The sequence below is a fragment of the Streptomyces sp. NPDC018833 genome (assembly GCF_044390825.1).
Lineage (GTDB): Bacteria > Actinomycetota > Actinomycetes > Streptomycetales > Streptomycetaceae > Streptomyces.
Window position 1 is genome coordinate 96,450 of record NZ_JBIRZM010000020.1, and the last position, 14,790, is coordinate 111,239.

General features: G+C 72.2%; 10 protein-coding genes and 1 pseudogene. 4 read left to right on the forward strand and 7 right to left on the reverse strand.

Going from position 1 to position 14,790, the window contains the following annotated elements; all coding sequences use genetic code 11:
* Positions 1-159: 159 nt before the first annotated feature.
* A complete protein-coding gene (locus tag ACH5AF_RS30780) occupies positions 160-1,146 on the forward strand; it encodes a DMT family transporter (RefSeq protein ID WP_398906181.1) in 987 nt (328 codons plus the stop codon).
* On the opposite strand, the gene ACH5AF_RS30785 is transcribed toward ACH5AF_RS30780, so the two are convergent.
* The 7 genes and pseudogenes from ACH5AF_RS30785 to ACH5AF_RS30815 form a co-directional block, all read right to left on the reverse strand.
* Positions 1,067-2,431 (reverse strand): MFS transporter, encoded by a 1,365-nt coding sequence (locus ACH5AF_RS30785; RefSeq protein ID WP_398906183.1) that lies wholly within the window; start codon positions 2,429-2,431, stop codon positions 1,067-1,069. The genes ACH5AF_RS30780 and ACH5AF_RS30785 overlap by 80 nt on opposite strands.
* 370 nt (positions 2,432-2,801) lie before the next feature.
* A complete protein-coding gene (locus ACH5AF_RS30790; RefSeq protein WP_398906185.1) occupies positions 2,802-3,881 on the reverse strand; it encodes a zinc-binding dehydrogenase in 1,080 nt (359 codons plus the stop codon).
* Between the two features lie 17 nt (positions 3,882-3,898).
* Entirely contained in the window at positions 3,899-5,293 is a 1,395-nt protein-coding gene (locus ACH5AF_RS30795) for an aldehyde dehydrogenase family protein (RefSeq protein WP_398906187.1), read from the reverse strand.
* Positions 5,294-5,512: 219 nt separating this feature from the next.
* A pseudogene (locus tag ACH5AF_RS30800) lies at positions 5,513-6,146 on the reverse strand (MFS transporter); the annotation flags it as partial.
* Between the two features lie 70 nt (positions 6,147-6,216).
* The gene (locus ACH5AF_RS30805; protein ID WP_398906188.1) at positions 6,217-7,632 is read right to left on the reverse strand and encodes a CitMHS family transporter; all 1,416 of its coding nucleotides are present in this window, start codon (positions 7,630-7,632) and stop codon (positions 6,217-6,219) included.
* Positions 7,633-7,750: 118 nt separating this feature from the next.
* Positions 7,751-9,997, reverse strand: a complete 2,247-nt coding sequence (locus tag ACH5AF_RS30810) for a molybdopterin oxidoreductase family protein (protein ID WP_398906189.1) — start codon at positions 9,995-9,997, stop codon at positions 7,751-7,753.
* A gap of 529 nt (positions 9,998-10,526) precedes the next feature.
* The gene (locus ACH5AF_RS30815; protein WP_398906242.1) at positions 10,527-11,159 is read right to left on the reverse strand and encodes a TetR family transcriptional regulator; all 633 of its coding nucleotides are present in this window, start codon (positions 11,157-11,159) and stop codon (positions 10,527-10,529) included.
* 99 nt (positions 11,160-11,258) lie between these two features.
* Here ACH5AF_RS30815 and hmgA point away from each other — a divergent pair, with 99 nt between their 5' ends.
* Genes hmgA through ACH5AF_RS30830 form a run of 3 tightly spaced genes read left to right on the forward strand, consistent with a single transcriptional unit; the run spans position 11,259 to position 14,608 of the window.
* Positions 11,259-12,596 (forward strand): homogentisate 1,2-dioxygenase, encoded by a 1,338-nt coding sequence (gene hmgA / locus ACH5AF_RS30820; protein WP_398906190.1) that lies wholly within the window; start codon positions 11,259-11,261, stop codon positions 12,594-12,596.
* Between the two features lie 24 nt (positions 12,597-12,620).
* Positions 12,621-13,373, forward strand: coding sequence for a GntR family transcriptional regulator (locus ACH5AF_RS30825; RefSeq protein WP_398906192.1), 753 nt, complete (start codon positions 12,621-12,623; stop codon positions 13,371-13,373).
* A 14-nt stretch (positions 13,374-13,387) separates the two neighbouring features.
* Positions 13,388-14,608 carry a type ISP restriction/modification enzyme gene (locus ACH5AF_RS30830; protein ID WP_398906195.1) on the forward strand — a complete coding sequence of 407 codons (1,221 nt, stop codon included), beginning with the start codon at positions 13,388-13,390 and terminating at the stop codon, positions 14,606-14,608.
* The last annotated feature ends 182 nt before the right edge of the window (positions 14,609-14,790 follow it).

A 14,790-nucleotide genomic window follows, 5' to 3' on the forward strand; every position in this document is an offset into this window, starting at 1 on the left:
GCCCGGCGCTTCGATCCAGGGCTGGTGCGGTCAGGTCCCCGGCGCTTCGATCCAGGGCTACTGCGGTCAGGTCCCCGGCGCTTCGATCCAGGGCTCCGGGTTCCCGGCGCGGGGGATATTGCGGTGAGCGCCGAAGGATCCGCGCCGTACGGTCGGCCCATGACGAACCCGATACGCAACTCCCGGTGGCCCGCCCTGGTGGCCGCGGGCGTCACTGTCGTGCTGTGGGCCTCCGCCTTCGTGTCGATCCGCAGCGCGGGGGAGGCCTACTCCCCCGGCGCCCTCGCGCTCGGCCGCCTGCTCGCGGGGTCCCTGGCGCTGGGCTGCGTCCTGCTGGTCCGCCGCGAGGGACTCCCGCCGCGGGCCGCGTGGCCCGGGATCGCGGTGTCCGGGCTGCTCTGGTTCGGCGTGTACATGGTGGTGCTCAACTGGGGTGAGCAGGAGGCCGACGCGGGTACGGCCGCGATGGTCGTCAACATCGGGCCCGTCCTCATCGCGCTGCTCGGCGCGCGGCTGTTGGGCGAGGCCCTGCCGCCGCGCCTGCTGGCGGGGATGGCCGTGTCGTTCGCGGGGGCGGTCACGGTCGGGCTGTCGATGTCGGGCGAGGGCACCGCCTCCACGCTGGGCGTCCTGCTGTGCCTGCTGGCGGCGGTGGGCTACGCGGGCGGGGTCGTGGCGCAGAAGCCGGCGCTGGTGCACGCGAGCGCGTTGCAGGTGACGACGTTCGGGTGCCTGGTGGGAACGGTGGCGTGCCTGCCCTTCGCGGGCCAACTGGTGGACCAGGCGGCGCGCGCCCCGCTGCCGGCGACGCTGAACATGCTGTATCTGGGTGTGTTCCCGACGGCGCTCGCCTTCACGACCTGGGCCTACGCCCTGGCGCGTACGACCGCGGGGCGGATGGGCGCCACCACGTATGCCGTGCCCGCCCTGGTGGTGCTGATGTCCTGGCTGGCGCTGGACGAGGTGCCTGCGCCGCTGACGCTGGCGGGCGGTGCGCTGTGCCTGGCGGGGGTGTCGGTGTCGCGGTCCCGGCCGCGGAAGGGATCCGCGGCCGGGGGCGAGGACGTCATTCGGCAGGCGCGGGTTCCTTCACGGCAGGCTCCGCCGACGCGGCCGCCTTCGCGGCCCGGGCGGCGAGAACCTTGATCGAGAACAGCGCGATCACGGCGAGACCGATGATGTAGGCGGAGACGGCCATCGACGTGCCGGTGGCCTCCAGCAGCAGCACCATCATGAACGGCGCCAGGCCGCCGCCGAACACCGCGGCGATCTGGTAGCCGAGCGAGGCGCCGGTGTAGCGCATCTCGGCGGTGAACAGCTCGGCGAACAGAGCGGCCTGGGGCCCGTACATGATGCTGAGGAAGCAGCTGGTGACGAACGTGCCGACGCCGAGCCACAGCAGCGAACCCGTGTCGATGAGCAGGAACAGCGGAACCGCCCACAGCAGCAGGCCGATCGCGCCCGCCGCGTAGATGCGCAGCCGTCCGATGCGGTCGGACAGCGCGGCGGCCGCGGGTATCAGCACGAGCTGGGTGAGGCTGACGCAGAGCGAGACGGCCAGGACCGCGGGGCGCTCCATCTTGAGTTCGCGGGTCGCGTAGTCGAGCACGCCGGTGATGATGATGTAGAACGTCGCGGTGTTCACGGCGAAGGAGCCGCCGGCCAGGAAGACAGTGCCGAGGTGGCTGCGCAGGATGGTGCGCAGCGGCGAGCGCCGTTCGGACTTCTCCTGCGCCGCCAGAGCGCGTTCTGCCTCGCGGAAGGCGGGTGTCTCCTCGACGCGGGTGTGGATGTACCAGGCGAGGCCGAGGACGAGGAAGCCCACGAAGAACGGGACGCGCCAGCCCCAGGAGGCGAAGGCGCTCTCGCTGGTGAGGGAACCGGCGACCAGGAAGACGGTGTTGGCGGTGACGACGCCGATCGGGACACCGAGCTGGACGAGGCTGCCGTACAGACCGCGCTTGCCCTCGGGGGCGTACTCGGTCGCCATCAGCATGGCGCCGCCCCACTGCGCGCCGACGGCGATGCCCTGGACGACTCGCAGGAGCACCAGGATGACGGGGGCGGCGATGCCGATGGTCTCGTACGTGGGGAGCAGCCCGATCCCGGCGGTGGCGACGCCCATCAGGGTCAGCGCGAGGACCAGCATGGGCTTGCGCCCGCGCTTGTCGCCGAGCTGCCCGGCGATGATGCCGCCGACGGGGCGCGCGAGGAAGCCGACGGCGAACGTCGCGAAGGCGGCGAGGACGCCGGCGGAGGAGCTGCCTGCGGGGAAGTAGAGATCGCCGAGGACGAGGGCGGCGGCGATGCCGAAGACGAAGTAGTCGTACCACTCGACGGCGGAGGCGAGGGCCGCTGCGGTGGCGACGCGCCTGCGGTTCGGCGCCGATCCGGTGGCCGGGGCGGCGGGGGACGGAGGTGCGGTGTCCATGCGTGCACTCCAGAGGTGCGGGGACGAGGAGTGCGGGGAACATACCGACCGGTGGGTATGGAGTCAACGGGTTGCGCAGCGGGGATTTCCCGGGGGTGGGCGATGGGGTGCTGCGGGAGCGGGCAGCCCGAAGGGCCCGGGGGGCGGTGGCCCTCCGGGCTGGACTTCTCCCTCGCCTTGGCCAGGGGCGCGTCCCAGACCCCCGCGCCTCGAACTCGCCCTACGGCCCGGCGGTCGCAGGTGGGGATCCCCCTGGCGAATCCGGGGAAGTGGCCCCCGCGGGGCTGTTGTGCAGCCCGTCCGGAGATCGACGACATCCCCGTGAGGCACGGTAGGGGTCCGGGCGGAGCCCTCGGTTACGGAGGGAAGGTCAGAACACCACCAGGGAGCGGCCGCCCCGGCCCTCGCGCATCGCCGCGAATGCCACCGGGATGTCCTCCAGCCCGATGCGGTCCGTCACGAGCGCCCCCAGGTCGAGCGCACCCTCGCGGATGTGGGCGGCCAGGACCGGGAGGTCCCGCTCCGGGTCGGAGTTGCCGTAGACGCAGCCCGACAGGGTGCGGCCCCAGTGGAATATCTCCAGGGCGTTGAACGTGACCTGCTGGTCCTTGCCACCGATGCCGACGACCGTGGTGCGGCCGCCGCGGCGGGTCGAGTCCCAGGCGGTCCGGATCGTCGCCGCGCGGCCCACGCACTCGATCGCGACGTCCGCGCCGTGCCCGCCGGTGAGCCTGCGGACCTCCTTCGCGGTGGTGTCGGACGCGACCACATACTCGGTGGCGCCGGCCCGGCGGGCCAGTTCCTCCTTCTCGGGGGAGACGTCGACCGCGATGACGGTGCCGGCGCCCGCGATCCGGGCCGACTGGAGCGTGGCGAGGCCCACCCCGCCGACGCCGAGGACGACGACCGACTCGCCCTCGCGGACGCGGGCGGAGTGGTGGACGGCCCCGTATCCGGTGAGCACCGCGCAGCCGAGGAGTGCCGCGTCGGTCAGGGAGACGCCGTCGGGGGCCGGCAGCACGCAGTCCGCCGCGACCACGGTCTCCTCGGCGAACGCGGCCACGTTCAGGCCGGGATGGAGCTCGGTGCCGTCCGCCGTGACGGCGTGGACACGGCCCGCGCCGGTCAGGGCGTCGGCGCAGAGCCAGACCTCCCCGATCGAGCAGGCGTGACAATTACCGCACGATGGCGCCCAGTTGAGGACGACGCCGTCGCCGGGGGCGACACGGGTGACGCCCTCGCCGACGGAGACGACGGTGCCGGCGCCCTCGTGGCCGAGGACGGCCGGGACGGGCACGCGCATGGTGCCGTTGGACAGGGACAGGTCGGAGTGGCAGACCCCGGCGGCGGCGAGGCGGACCCGGACCTGGCCGGGGCCGGGCTCGGGCAGCGAGATCTCGGCGACCTCCAGGGGAGATCCGACAGCGGGCAGGACTGCGGCGCGGACCACGATGGTTGTCTCCCGGCTCAGAACTGGAGGGACTTGGTCTGGAGGTAATCGGCGAGGCCGTGCGGACCGAGCTCGCGGCCGACGCCGGACTGCTTGTAACCGCCGAAGGGCGCCAGCGGGTTGAACCGGCCTCCGTTGATGTCGACCTGACCGGTGTCCATACGGCGGGCGAAGGCGACGGCCTCCTCGTCCGCCGCCGCCCAGACCGCGCCGGCAAGGCCGTAGACGGTGCCGTTGGCGATGGCCAGCGCGTCGTCCTCGTCCTCGTACTTCAGGATCGAGACGACCGGGCCGAAGATCTCCTCCTGGGCGATCGTCATGCCGGGCGTCACATCCGCGAACACGGTCGGACGGACGTAGTAGCCGGTCTCCAGCGGTACGTCCGGGCCGCCGGCGACGACGCGCGCGCCCTCGGCGATGCCCTTCTCGATGTACCCGCGGACCCGCTGCTGCTGCCCGGCGTTGACGAGCGGGCCGATCCGGTCGCCGGGCACGTACGTTGCGGCCGCGGCGGCGGCCAGCGCGACGGCCTCGTCGTACTGGTCCTTGTGCACCAGCATCCGGGTCCAGGCGCTGCAGGTCTGGCCGGAGTTGGACATCACGTTGGCGATGCCGACGGCCACGGCCTTCGCCAGGTCCGCACCGGGCAGGATGACGTTCGCGGACTTGCCGCCGAGCTCCAGGGCGACGTGCTTGATCGCGGCGCCGGCCGTCGCGCCGATCTGCCTGCCCACGGCCGTGGAGCCGGTGAAGGACACGAGGTCGACGTCCTCGTGGGCGGCGAGCGCCTGGCCCGCGACCGGCCCGAGGCCGGTGACGAGATTGAAGACCCCGGCGGGTACGCCCGCGTCGTGGACGGCCTCGGCGAAGAGCTGCGCGGTCAGCGGAGTGTCCTCGGCGGGTTTGAGGACGACGGTGCAGCCGGCGGCGAGCGCGGGGGCCACCTTGGCGACGACCTGGTGCAGCGGATAGTTCCAGGGCGTGATCGCGGCGACGACGCCGACCGGCTCCATGAGGACGGTGGAGTTGCCGATCCTCTCCTCGAAGGAGTACGTGGCGGCGAGGTCGGCGTACGAGCCCGCGACCATCAGCGGCAAGCCCGTGTGCACGGCCCGGGCGAGCCCCGGGGGCGCGCCCAGTTCGGCGGTGACCGTCTGCGCGATCAGGTCCTGGCGGCGTGCCAGTTCGTCGCGCAGGGCCGTGAGCAGGGCGGCGCGCTCGGCGGGCGGCGTGGCCGCCCAGGCCGGCAGCGCCGCGCGGGCCGCCCGTACGGCGGCGTCGACGTCCTCGGGGGTGCCGGCCGGCACGTGGGCGATCACCTGCTCGTCGGCGGGGTTCACCACCGCGATGGTGTCCGTGCCGGCGGCGGGCCGCCACTGGCCGCCGATGTATATGCCGTCGTGGGCCTTCATCGCTCTCCTCCACGCTTCGCGGTCGATCCGCGACCCAAACTAGCGCTGTTAGTTTTCAGACGCCAGAGGGCACCCGGGGGCGTGGCGGAGATTACCGGGAGACATGGTCGACGGGGGCGCACGGCCTGTGAAGGGGTGGCGTCCACAGACCGCGCGGCGTGGTCACGGGTCGGGGCGTGGCCTGACCGGACAGCGTCCGCGGGTCACGCGAGGTGCGTCCGAGAGCACCGCCAGGCTTATGAAGATCCCGGCGGGTACCCCGCGGGCCCGCAGGATGCCCCGTACGGGCACCGTCGTCCGTTCGGCGCGCGGCCGGGGTGGTGTGCGGTGCTCGATGCGCCACAGCGAGGTGAGGGACGCGGCGGCCACGACCGCCGCCGCGAGCAGCGCGAGTCCGCTCGTACGGGCGAGGTCGGCGCCGATCACCGCACCCGCACCGATCGGTCCGACCAGCTGGCCGAGCGAGGCGCCGATGGTGAAGTGGCCGTAATCGCGGTCCTGTTCGGCGGGCGCGGACTGCCGGGCGACGATCGACTGGGCCCCGATGACGAAGGAGAGGTGGCCGAGCCCCTCTCCCCAGCCTGCGGCCGGGGGGAGGCCCAGCCGCTTCGCTCGCCGCTCCATGCGGCCATCGCCGCGAGGGAATCCGCCGTGCCGCTGAGGGCGCAGCCCCCGGAGATGAGGACGACGCCGACGGGCACCAGGGGTGCGCACGGCCCCGTGGTCCGTCCTGCGCCCCAGCGGTACGGCGGCGAACAGGGGAAGCAGCGCATAGACACCGGCGATCACGCCGATGGCCCGCGCGTCCGCGCCCCATGGACAGGGCCCGGTAGGAGACGGCGGGCCGCGCCATCGACGCCGAGCCCTGGGCCAGGGAGAACGCGATGACGAGGCGCAGCAGCCGACTCCGGGAGGATGCCACCTCAGATGATCCCGAAGAGGACCCCCGCGCCGAGGACCACCAGGGAGGTGAGCGCGGCCCACTTGACCGTGAAGCGGGTGTGGTCGCCGAACTCGACCTTGGCCATGCCGACGAGGACGTATACGGCGGGCACCAGCGGGCTCGACATGTGCAGGGCCTGGCCGACGAGGGAGGCGCGGGCGATCTCCAGCGGGGAGACGCCATGGGCCGCGCCGGCCTCGGCGAGGACGGGCAGGACGCCGAAGTAGAAACCGTCGTTGGACATGAAGTACGTCAGCGGGAGGCTCAACAGGCCCGTGACGACGGCCATGTGCGGGCCCATGCCCTCGGGGATCGCACCGACGAGCCAGTCGGCCATGTGCTCCACCATCCCGGTGCCGGTGAGGACGCCGGTGAAGACGGCGGCGGCGAAGACCATGCCGGCGACGTTGAGGACGTTGTCGGCGTGGGCGGCGATACGGGCCTTCTGGTCGGTCATGCTGGGGAAGTTGACCGTGAGGGCGAGTGCTGCGCCGAGCAGGAACAGGACGGGGATGGGCAGCAGCTCCGTGATCATGGAGGTGAGGAGGACGAGGGTGAGCCCGGCGTTGAACCAGTAGAGCTTCGGGCGCAGGGTGGCACGGTGGGGGTCGAGCCCCTGGAAGCCCTCGTCGGCGGAGGCGGCGCCCTTGTCACCACGAGCCGCGTCGGCTGAACCCGCGCCCGCTTCGGAGCCTTGACCCGCCGCAGGCTGCGTGCCGTCTCCGCCGGTCTTCACCAGCACGGTCTCGCTCCGCGGCTGAAGGACCTCGTCGAGCGAGAGGTAGCCGAGGCGCTTGCGCTCGCGGCGGCCGAGGACGTACGCGAGGACCATGACGAACAGGAGACCGACACCGAGGGCGGGGATCATCGGGACGAAGATGTCGCCCGCGTCCAGCTTGAGCGCGGTCGCCGCCCGGGCGGTGGGACCGCCCCAGGGCAGGGTGTTCATGACGCCGTTCGCGGTGGCCGCGATGCCGGTCATGACGACCAGGCTCATCTTCATGCGCTTGTAGAGCGGGTACATCGCCGAGACCGTGATCATGAAGGTCGTCGAGCCGTCGCCGTCGAGGGAGACGATGGCGGCCAGGAGCGCCGTACCGATCACGATGCGCAGCGGGTCCGCTTTGCAGAAACGCAGGATGCCGCGGACGATCGGGTCGAACAGGCCGACGTCGATCATGACGCCGAAGTAGACAATGGCGAACATCAGCATCGCGGCCGTGGGCGCGAGATTGCCGATGCCCTCGAGGACGTAGTCCCCGAGATGCGCACCCTTTCCGACGATGACGCAGAAAAGTGCGGGGATGAGGACCAGCGCCGCTATCGGCGACATCTTCTTCATCATGATCAGGACCAGGAAGGTCGCGATCATGGCGAAGCCGAGGATTGTCAGCATGGGGACACCTAACGTTCATCCTTGAACTCCACCGGGGCGGCGGTTCGGATGACGTTAGGTGCCGTCAAAAGCTGTTAACAAGGTGTTGACGCGTGAGCAATACGAGCAAAACCCCAGGTCAGCGGATTGGTGTCAGTTCCACGGGGAATCCGTTGAGCACCGCCGTGCCTGACAGGGGATCCAGCCGGGAGCCGTCGAGCAGCTGGTTGACGTTGACGCCGGGACGGGTGGCGGCCACCGAGAGCCGGGTGCCCGGCCGGTCGTGACCCCAGCCGTGCGGCAGGCTCACCACGCCCGGGCGGATGTCGTCGGTGATCTCCACGGGCGCCTCCACCCGCCCGCCGTCCGCCGTGATCGCGACGGTCGCGCCATCCGTGAGGCCGAGGCGGGCCGCGTCCTCGGGGTGGACGTGGAGGGTGCAGCGGTTGGACCCGCCGCCCAGTGCCGGCACATTGTGCAGCCAGCTGTTGTTGGAGCGCAGATGGCGGCGGCCGACCAGGACGAGCCCGTCGGGACGGCTGTCGAGGGCGCTGCGGAGCCTGGGCAGATCGGCGACGATCGGCGCTGGCAGCAGCTCGATTCGCCCGCTGCGGGTCCTGAGTACCTGCGGGATGCGCGGCTGGAGGGGGCCGAGGTCGATGCCGTGCGGGTTCTCCAGGAGCTTGGCGAGGGTGAGTTCGTACGGGCCGAGGCGCAGCATCATGTCCAGGCGGCGCTCGGCTCCGCTGCTGCCGGTGAGTTCGGCGGCGAGTTCGGCCGGGTCCTGTCCGTGGACGGGCGAGTGCGGGTCGGCGACGGCCTTGGCGAGGGAGCCCTGGATCACCATGTCGTCGACGGCGGACGGCTCGGCGCCGTGCATGCCGCCGACCGCGAGGATGAGCCGGGCGTGGATCTCGCACTCGTCCATCCGCCCCGACTCCAGGGGGACGGCGGCCGGGGCGTAGCGGACCTGGTTGCGTACGGCGAGGGCGTTGAAGGCGAAGTCGAAGTGTGCGCTCTGGGACGGGGGCGGCGGGGGCAGCACCACATCCGCGTGGCGTGAGGTCTCGTTCAGGTAGGGGTCGATGCTGACCATGAAGTCCAGGTCGCTCAGCGCCCGGTCGAGACGGTCGCCGTCGGGGGCGGAGAGCACCGGGTTGGCGGCGATGACCAGGAGGGCGCGGATCCGCCCGTCACCCGGCGTCTCGATCTCCTCGGCAAGTGCGGCGATCGGAAGTTCGCCCTTGGCCTCGGGGTGTCCGCCGACGCGGCTCGACCAGCGGCCGAGCGCGAAGCCCTTGCCGGGGGCGGCCGGGCGTGGGGCCTTGTCCGTGGCGGCGAGGGGGAAGAGGGCGCCGCCGGGCCGGTCGAGATTGCCGGTGAGGATGTTGAGGACGTCGACGAGCCAACTCGCGAGGGTGCCGTGCTCCACGGTGCAGCTGCCGATGCGCCCGTAGACGGCGGCGCTCGGAGCGGCGGCGAGTTCGCGGGCGATCGTACGGATCTCCTCGGCGTCCATGTCGCAGGCGGCGGCCACCGCTTCGGGGGTGAAGTCCCTTGTCGCGGACTCGACGTCGCCGAGCTGCGCCACATGCTCCGCGAGAGCGCCGAGATCGGTCAGCCGCTCCTCGAACAGCACCTGGACGAGGGCGGCCAGCAGCAGTGCGTCGGTGCCCGGCCGTATCGCGACGTGGCGGTCGGCGAGCCGGGCGGTGCGGGTGCGGCGCGGGTCGACGACGGTGAGCGTGCCGCCGCGGCGGCGCAGGGCCTTGAGCTTGCCGGGGAAGTCGGGGGCGGTGCACAGGCTGCCGTTGGACTCGAGCGGGTTGGCGCCGAGGAGGAGCAGATGCCCGGTGCGGTGCAGGTCGGGGACCGGGATGGCGACGGCGCTGCCGTAGAGCAGTCCGCTGGAGACGTGCTTGGGCATCTGGTCGAGGGTGGAGGCACTGAAGATGTTGCGCGTGCCCAGGGTGGACAGCAGGACGGGCGGGTAGAGGCCGCCGGCCATGGTGTGCACATTGGGGTTGCCGAGGACGACGCCGACGGCGTTCGGCCCGTGCTCCTCGACCAGCGGGCGGATGCGGGAGGCGACGAGGCCGAACGCCTCCTCCCAGGAGGCTTCGCGCAACCGGCCGTTCTCGCGCACGAGCGGGGTGCGCAGCCGGTCGGGGTCGGCGTCGAGCTCGCCGAAAGAGGCTCCCTTGGGGCAGATGAAGCCCTCACTGAAAACGTCGTCACGGTCGCCGCGTGCACGCGTGACGCGGGTCCCCTCGATGGTGAGGGTGAGGCCGCACGTGGCCTCGCACAGGGGGCAGATGCGCAGTGCGGTGCGGTCGCCGGCCGTGGGCGGCGAGGTCGTACTGCTGTCGGGTGCGGTACGGAACACGGGTCCTCCGGGGGCGGCAGCGGTGACGCGTTTACGACCCCGAGCATACCGACCGGTATGCACGTGCGGGAGGGTCTGGCCGGGCCGGAAACCGGGACTTTCCGGCCCCAGGCCTTTCGAGGCCGGCGGGCTCCCCGACCCTCACGCCATTCCAGACTCGTGGGCTCCCCTGACCCTCACGCCGTCCGAGGCTCGCCGGCTGCCCGGCATCACGCCGCCCAAAGCTCGCGGGGTACCCGGCCATCACGCCGCCCGAGACTCGCGGGCTCCCCCGGCCATCACGCCGCCCGAGACTCGCCGGGTGCCCGCCATCACGCCGCCGAGACTCGCCGGGTGCCCGCCATCACGCCGCCGAGACTCGCCGGGTGCCCGCCATCACGCCGCCCGAGACTCGCGGAGTGCCCGGCATCACGCCGCCCGAGACTCGCCGGGGTGCCCGGCATCACGCCGCCGAGACTCGCCGGGTGCCCGGCGCTCATGCCCTGCGAGATTCACGGGGGCCCCACCGGCACGCCTTTCGGGACACCTTTCACGGCTGTGCCGTAGGCGCGTCCAGCACCTGGGCGAGATACGCCCGCAGCAGCCGCCGCGCCTCCTCCACGATCCCTTCGTCCCCCGACTCCCCTAAACGGAAGGCAAGTTGCAGCAACGCGTCCGCCGCCTCGACCGCGACCAGGACCGCGCGCCGCAGGTCCGCGTCCGGCGCACGCCCCTGATGGACGGAGAACAGGTGGACCAGCCGGTCCGCGACCTCGTCGTTGGGGTCGGCGACGGGCGCACCGACCGGGACCTGGCCGCCGAAGTCGATCAGGGCGAAGCCGGGGGCGGTGCGCTTCATCGCCAGGTACTCGTCGAGCATGACGTCGACCGCACCGCGCCAGTCGCCCGCCGCCAGGGGGGCGAGCCGGACGGCGATCCGCTCGGTGTACCGGTCGAGGTTGCGGTGTCCGAGCGCCTCCACGAGCGCGCGTTTGTTGCCGAAGAAACGGTAGAGGGAGCCGATCGGCACGCCCGCTCGCTGCGCCACCGCCCGGGTGGACAGCTCCTCGTAACCGCAGATGTCGAGGAGTTCGGCACAGGCATCCAGGATGCGCGCGAGCCGGTCGGCGCTGCGCTGCTGCACGGGCGTACGACGCAGAGGATGCTGGGACACGCGGCCCATGATGCCGTCCGGTGCCGTTGACGGGGAGGTCACTGCAATCCTACGGTTGTCCATAGGAATGGGACGGGAACGGAAATCCCTCGGCACCAGGAGCGGGCGATGAGCGGTATCGACCAGAGGCGCAAACTTGTGGACGGACTCACGGAGGAGTCCTTCCTGTCCGGCTTCGGCAACGAGCACAGCTCGGAGTCGGTGGCCGGCGCCCTCCCCCACGGGCGGAACTCACCGCAGCGCGCCCCGCTCGGCCTCTACGCGGAACAGCTCAGCGGCACGGCGTTCACCGAGCCCCGTGCCCACAACCGCCGCTCCTGGCTGTACCGCATCCGCCCTTCCGCCGCACACCCTGCGTACGTCCGCACCGACAACGGCCGGCTTCGCACGGCCCCGTTCACCGAGACGGCCCCCGATCCCAACCGGCTGCGGTGGAACCCGCTGCCGGATCCGGCACCCGGCACGGACTGGCTGGCGGGCCTGTGGACGCTCGGCGGCAACGGCGACGTGACGCAGCGCACCGGCATGGCCGTGCACCTCTACCACGCGAACGCCTCCATGGAGCGGGTGTTCAGCGACGCCGACGGCGAGCTGCTCATCGTGCCTGAGCGCGGCGGGCTGCTGCTGGTGACGGAGTTCGGTCTGCTGCCCGCACGGCCCGGCGAGATCGCGCTCGTCCCCCGCGGTGTCCGCTTCCGCGTGGAACTGCTCGACGAGAGCGCCCGCGGCTACGTCTGCGAGAACTACGGGCAGCCGTTCCAGCTGCCCGATCTCGGCCTGATCGGTGCCAACGGCCTCGCCAACGCCCGTGACTTCCTCGCGCCGGCCGCCGCGTACGAGGACGTCGAGGGCCCGGTCGAGGTGGTCAACAAGTTCTGCGGAAACCTGTGGACCGCGACGTACGACCACTCGCCGCTCGACGTCGTCGCCTGGCACGGCAACCATGTCCCATACGTCTATGACCTGCACCGTTTCAACGTCATCGGCTCGATCTCGTACGACCACCCCGACCCGTCGATCTTCACGGTGCTCACCTCGCCGTCCGACACTCCCGGCCTCGCCGGTGTCGACTTCGTGGTCTTCGCACCCCGCTGGCTGGTCGGCGAGGACACGTTCCGCCCGCCGTACTTCCACCGCAATGTGATGAGCGAGTACATGGGCCTGATCGAGGGCGCCTACGACGCCAAGGCAGCCGGTGAAGGGGGCTTCGTCCCCGGCGGCGGCTCGCTGCACAACATGATGTCGGCGCACGGCCCCGACCGGGAGACCTTCGACCGGGCGAGCTCGGTCGAGCTCACGCCGCAGAAGGTCGACAACGGCCTTGCCTTCATGTTCGAGACCCGCTGGCCGGTGATCGCCACCGGGCAGGCGGCGAAAGCCGACCACCTGCAGAAGGGCTACGACAGCGTGTGGCAGGGTCTTGAGCGCCACTTCCGGCCCCAGTAAAGAGATGCCGTGTACGGAGATGCCGTGACCTCCTTCGCCCCGGATTCGCTCGTCCTGAACCGCAAGCTGCCGCTGTGGTACCAGGTCTCGCAGTCGCTGCGCGCCTCGATACTGGGCCGTGCGCCCGAGGCGTCGCTGCGGCTCCCCACCGAGGAACAGCTCGCCCAGCACTACGGGGTGAGTGTGCTCACCATGCGCCAGGCGCTCAAGGAGCTGGAGGAGGAAGGGCTGATCAGCCGCCACCGGCGGCGGGGCACCTTCATCGAGCCGGGGGCTCGGCGGAGCGCGCCGCGGCGGCTGCTGGGCTCGATCGACGCGATCGTGGCCCAGCAGTCGGGCGAGCGCACGACGGTCCTCGGCCACGGACCGCAGCCGGTGCCCGGCGACCTGGCCGAGTATTTCCCGGACACGGACGAGGTCGTGGTGTTCCGGCGGCTGCGGTACGACGGCGACAGCGAGGAGCCCACCAACTGGGCGGAGAACGCGTTGCACCCGGACCTCGCGGGCCGTGTGGAGTGCGCGGACCTGGAGCGCTGGCCGATGACGAAGGTGCTGCGGGACGTGCTGGGCATCCGGATCAGCAGGATCACGGACACGGTGGAGGCGCGGCTCGCGGACCCGCCGACGGCGGAGCTGCTCCGGGTGCCGCTGCTCAGCCCGATCCTGCACTACACGGGCGTGACGTACGACGAGGACGGCCGGGTCGTGGACGTGGCCCGGATCCGCTACCGCGGGGACCGGTTCTCCTTCTCGGTGAGCGTGGATGCCGCGGACTGAGGCGTTTCACTAGCATGCGGACGGTGACTGCTCTCACCGAGGACGTGACCGGGGACGCGCCGCTGCTCGACGACCTCATGCCGTGGTCCGTGGCGCCGCTGCGGCTGGGGCGGGGCTGGGTGATGGCGCCGGACGCCGCGTCGCTGCGCGCCCGCTGGGACGCTCTCGTACGGGCGGACGACGCCGGGCGCGAGGCGCTGTTCGAGCCCACCCGGGCGCGGACGCCGCGCAGTGCGGTCGCGCAGCTGCCGGGGCAGTCGACCGGGACCGGGCGGATCGCCCGCGAGAGCGGTCGCTGTCCCGAGCCGGTGCGCGTGCTGCACGGCGCGTTCGACGAGCAGTGGCTGATACCGGACAACCGGCTGATCGACGCCGCCCGGCCCGAGTTGTGGCGGGTACGCGACGAACGGCAGCTCTTCGTCGTCGAGCAGGGTCATGTGCCGAAGGCGGCGGGTCCCGCGCTGGTCGTGTCCGCGCTGCTGCCGGACGGGCGCTCACCGGCGGGCCGCCCCGGCCGGATCCGTCCCCTGTACCGCAGGCCGGGTGGCCGGGAGCCGAACGTCGCACCGGGCCTGTTGGATCTGCTCACGGAGCGGTACGGGTCCGGGGTGGGCGCGCAGGACCTTGTCTGCTGGGCCCTGGCGTCGGCCCACGTCACCTCCGCGGGGTGCGTCGTCCCGCTGCCCGCCGAGCCCGCGGCCTGGGCGGCGGGGGTGGAGCTGGGCCGGCGGGCGCTGCGGATCCAGTTGCGCGGCGCGCACGGCGGGGAACGCGCCAGGCTGCCGGGCGGCCGGCGCCCCTATGTGCGGGCCGCCCTGCCCGCGTGGCCGGACGGGCTGGCGTACGACGCCGCCGAGGAGGTGCTGACCGTCGGGGACAGCGGCCGTGTCGCGCCGGTGCCGCGGGGGGCGTGGGACTTCGAGGCAGGCGGCGTTCGGGTACTGGAGCAGTGGTTCGCACGGCGTACGGCGGCGGGCGAGCCCGGCTCGCTCGAAGCGGTGCGGCCTGCGGCCTGGCCGCAGGAGTGGACGTCCGAGCTCCTGGAGCTGATCACGGTGCTGGCCCTGCTGGCTGAACTTGAGCCGGAACGGGGGCGGTTGGCCGAGGGGAAGCGGATCGGGGCGGCGGAGCTGCGGGCGGCGGGTGTGCTGCCGCCGCCGGGAGCGGCGCGGCGGCCGGCGTCGGTACTGGACCATGCGGAGGAGGGCCCGGAGGGCCAGTTCGCCCTGCTGTGACCCGCCTCCACCGCGCCCCTTCGGCTGCCCGGCCGGTCCGGCCAGCGAATCGATCACCAGGCGGTTGGACTGAAAGGGCTCGTCAGGACCGGGACGGTTACCAGGGCCGGAATGGGCTCGTCAGGACCGGGACGGTTACCAGGGCCGGAATGGTCTCGTCCGGAAGGGAGGGCTGGCCAGGG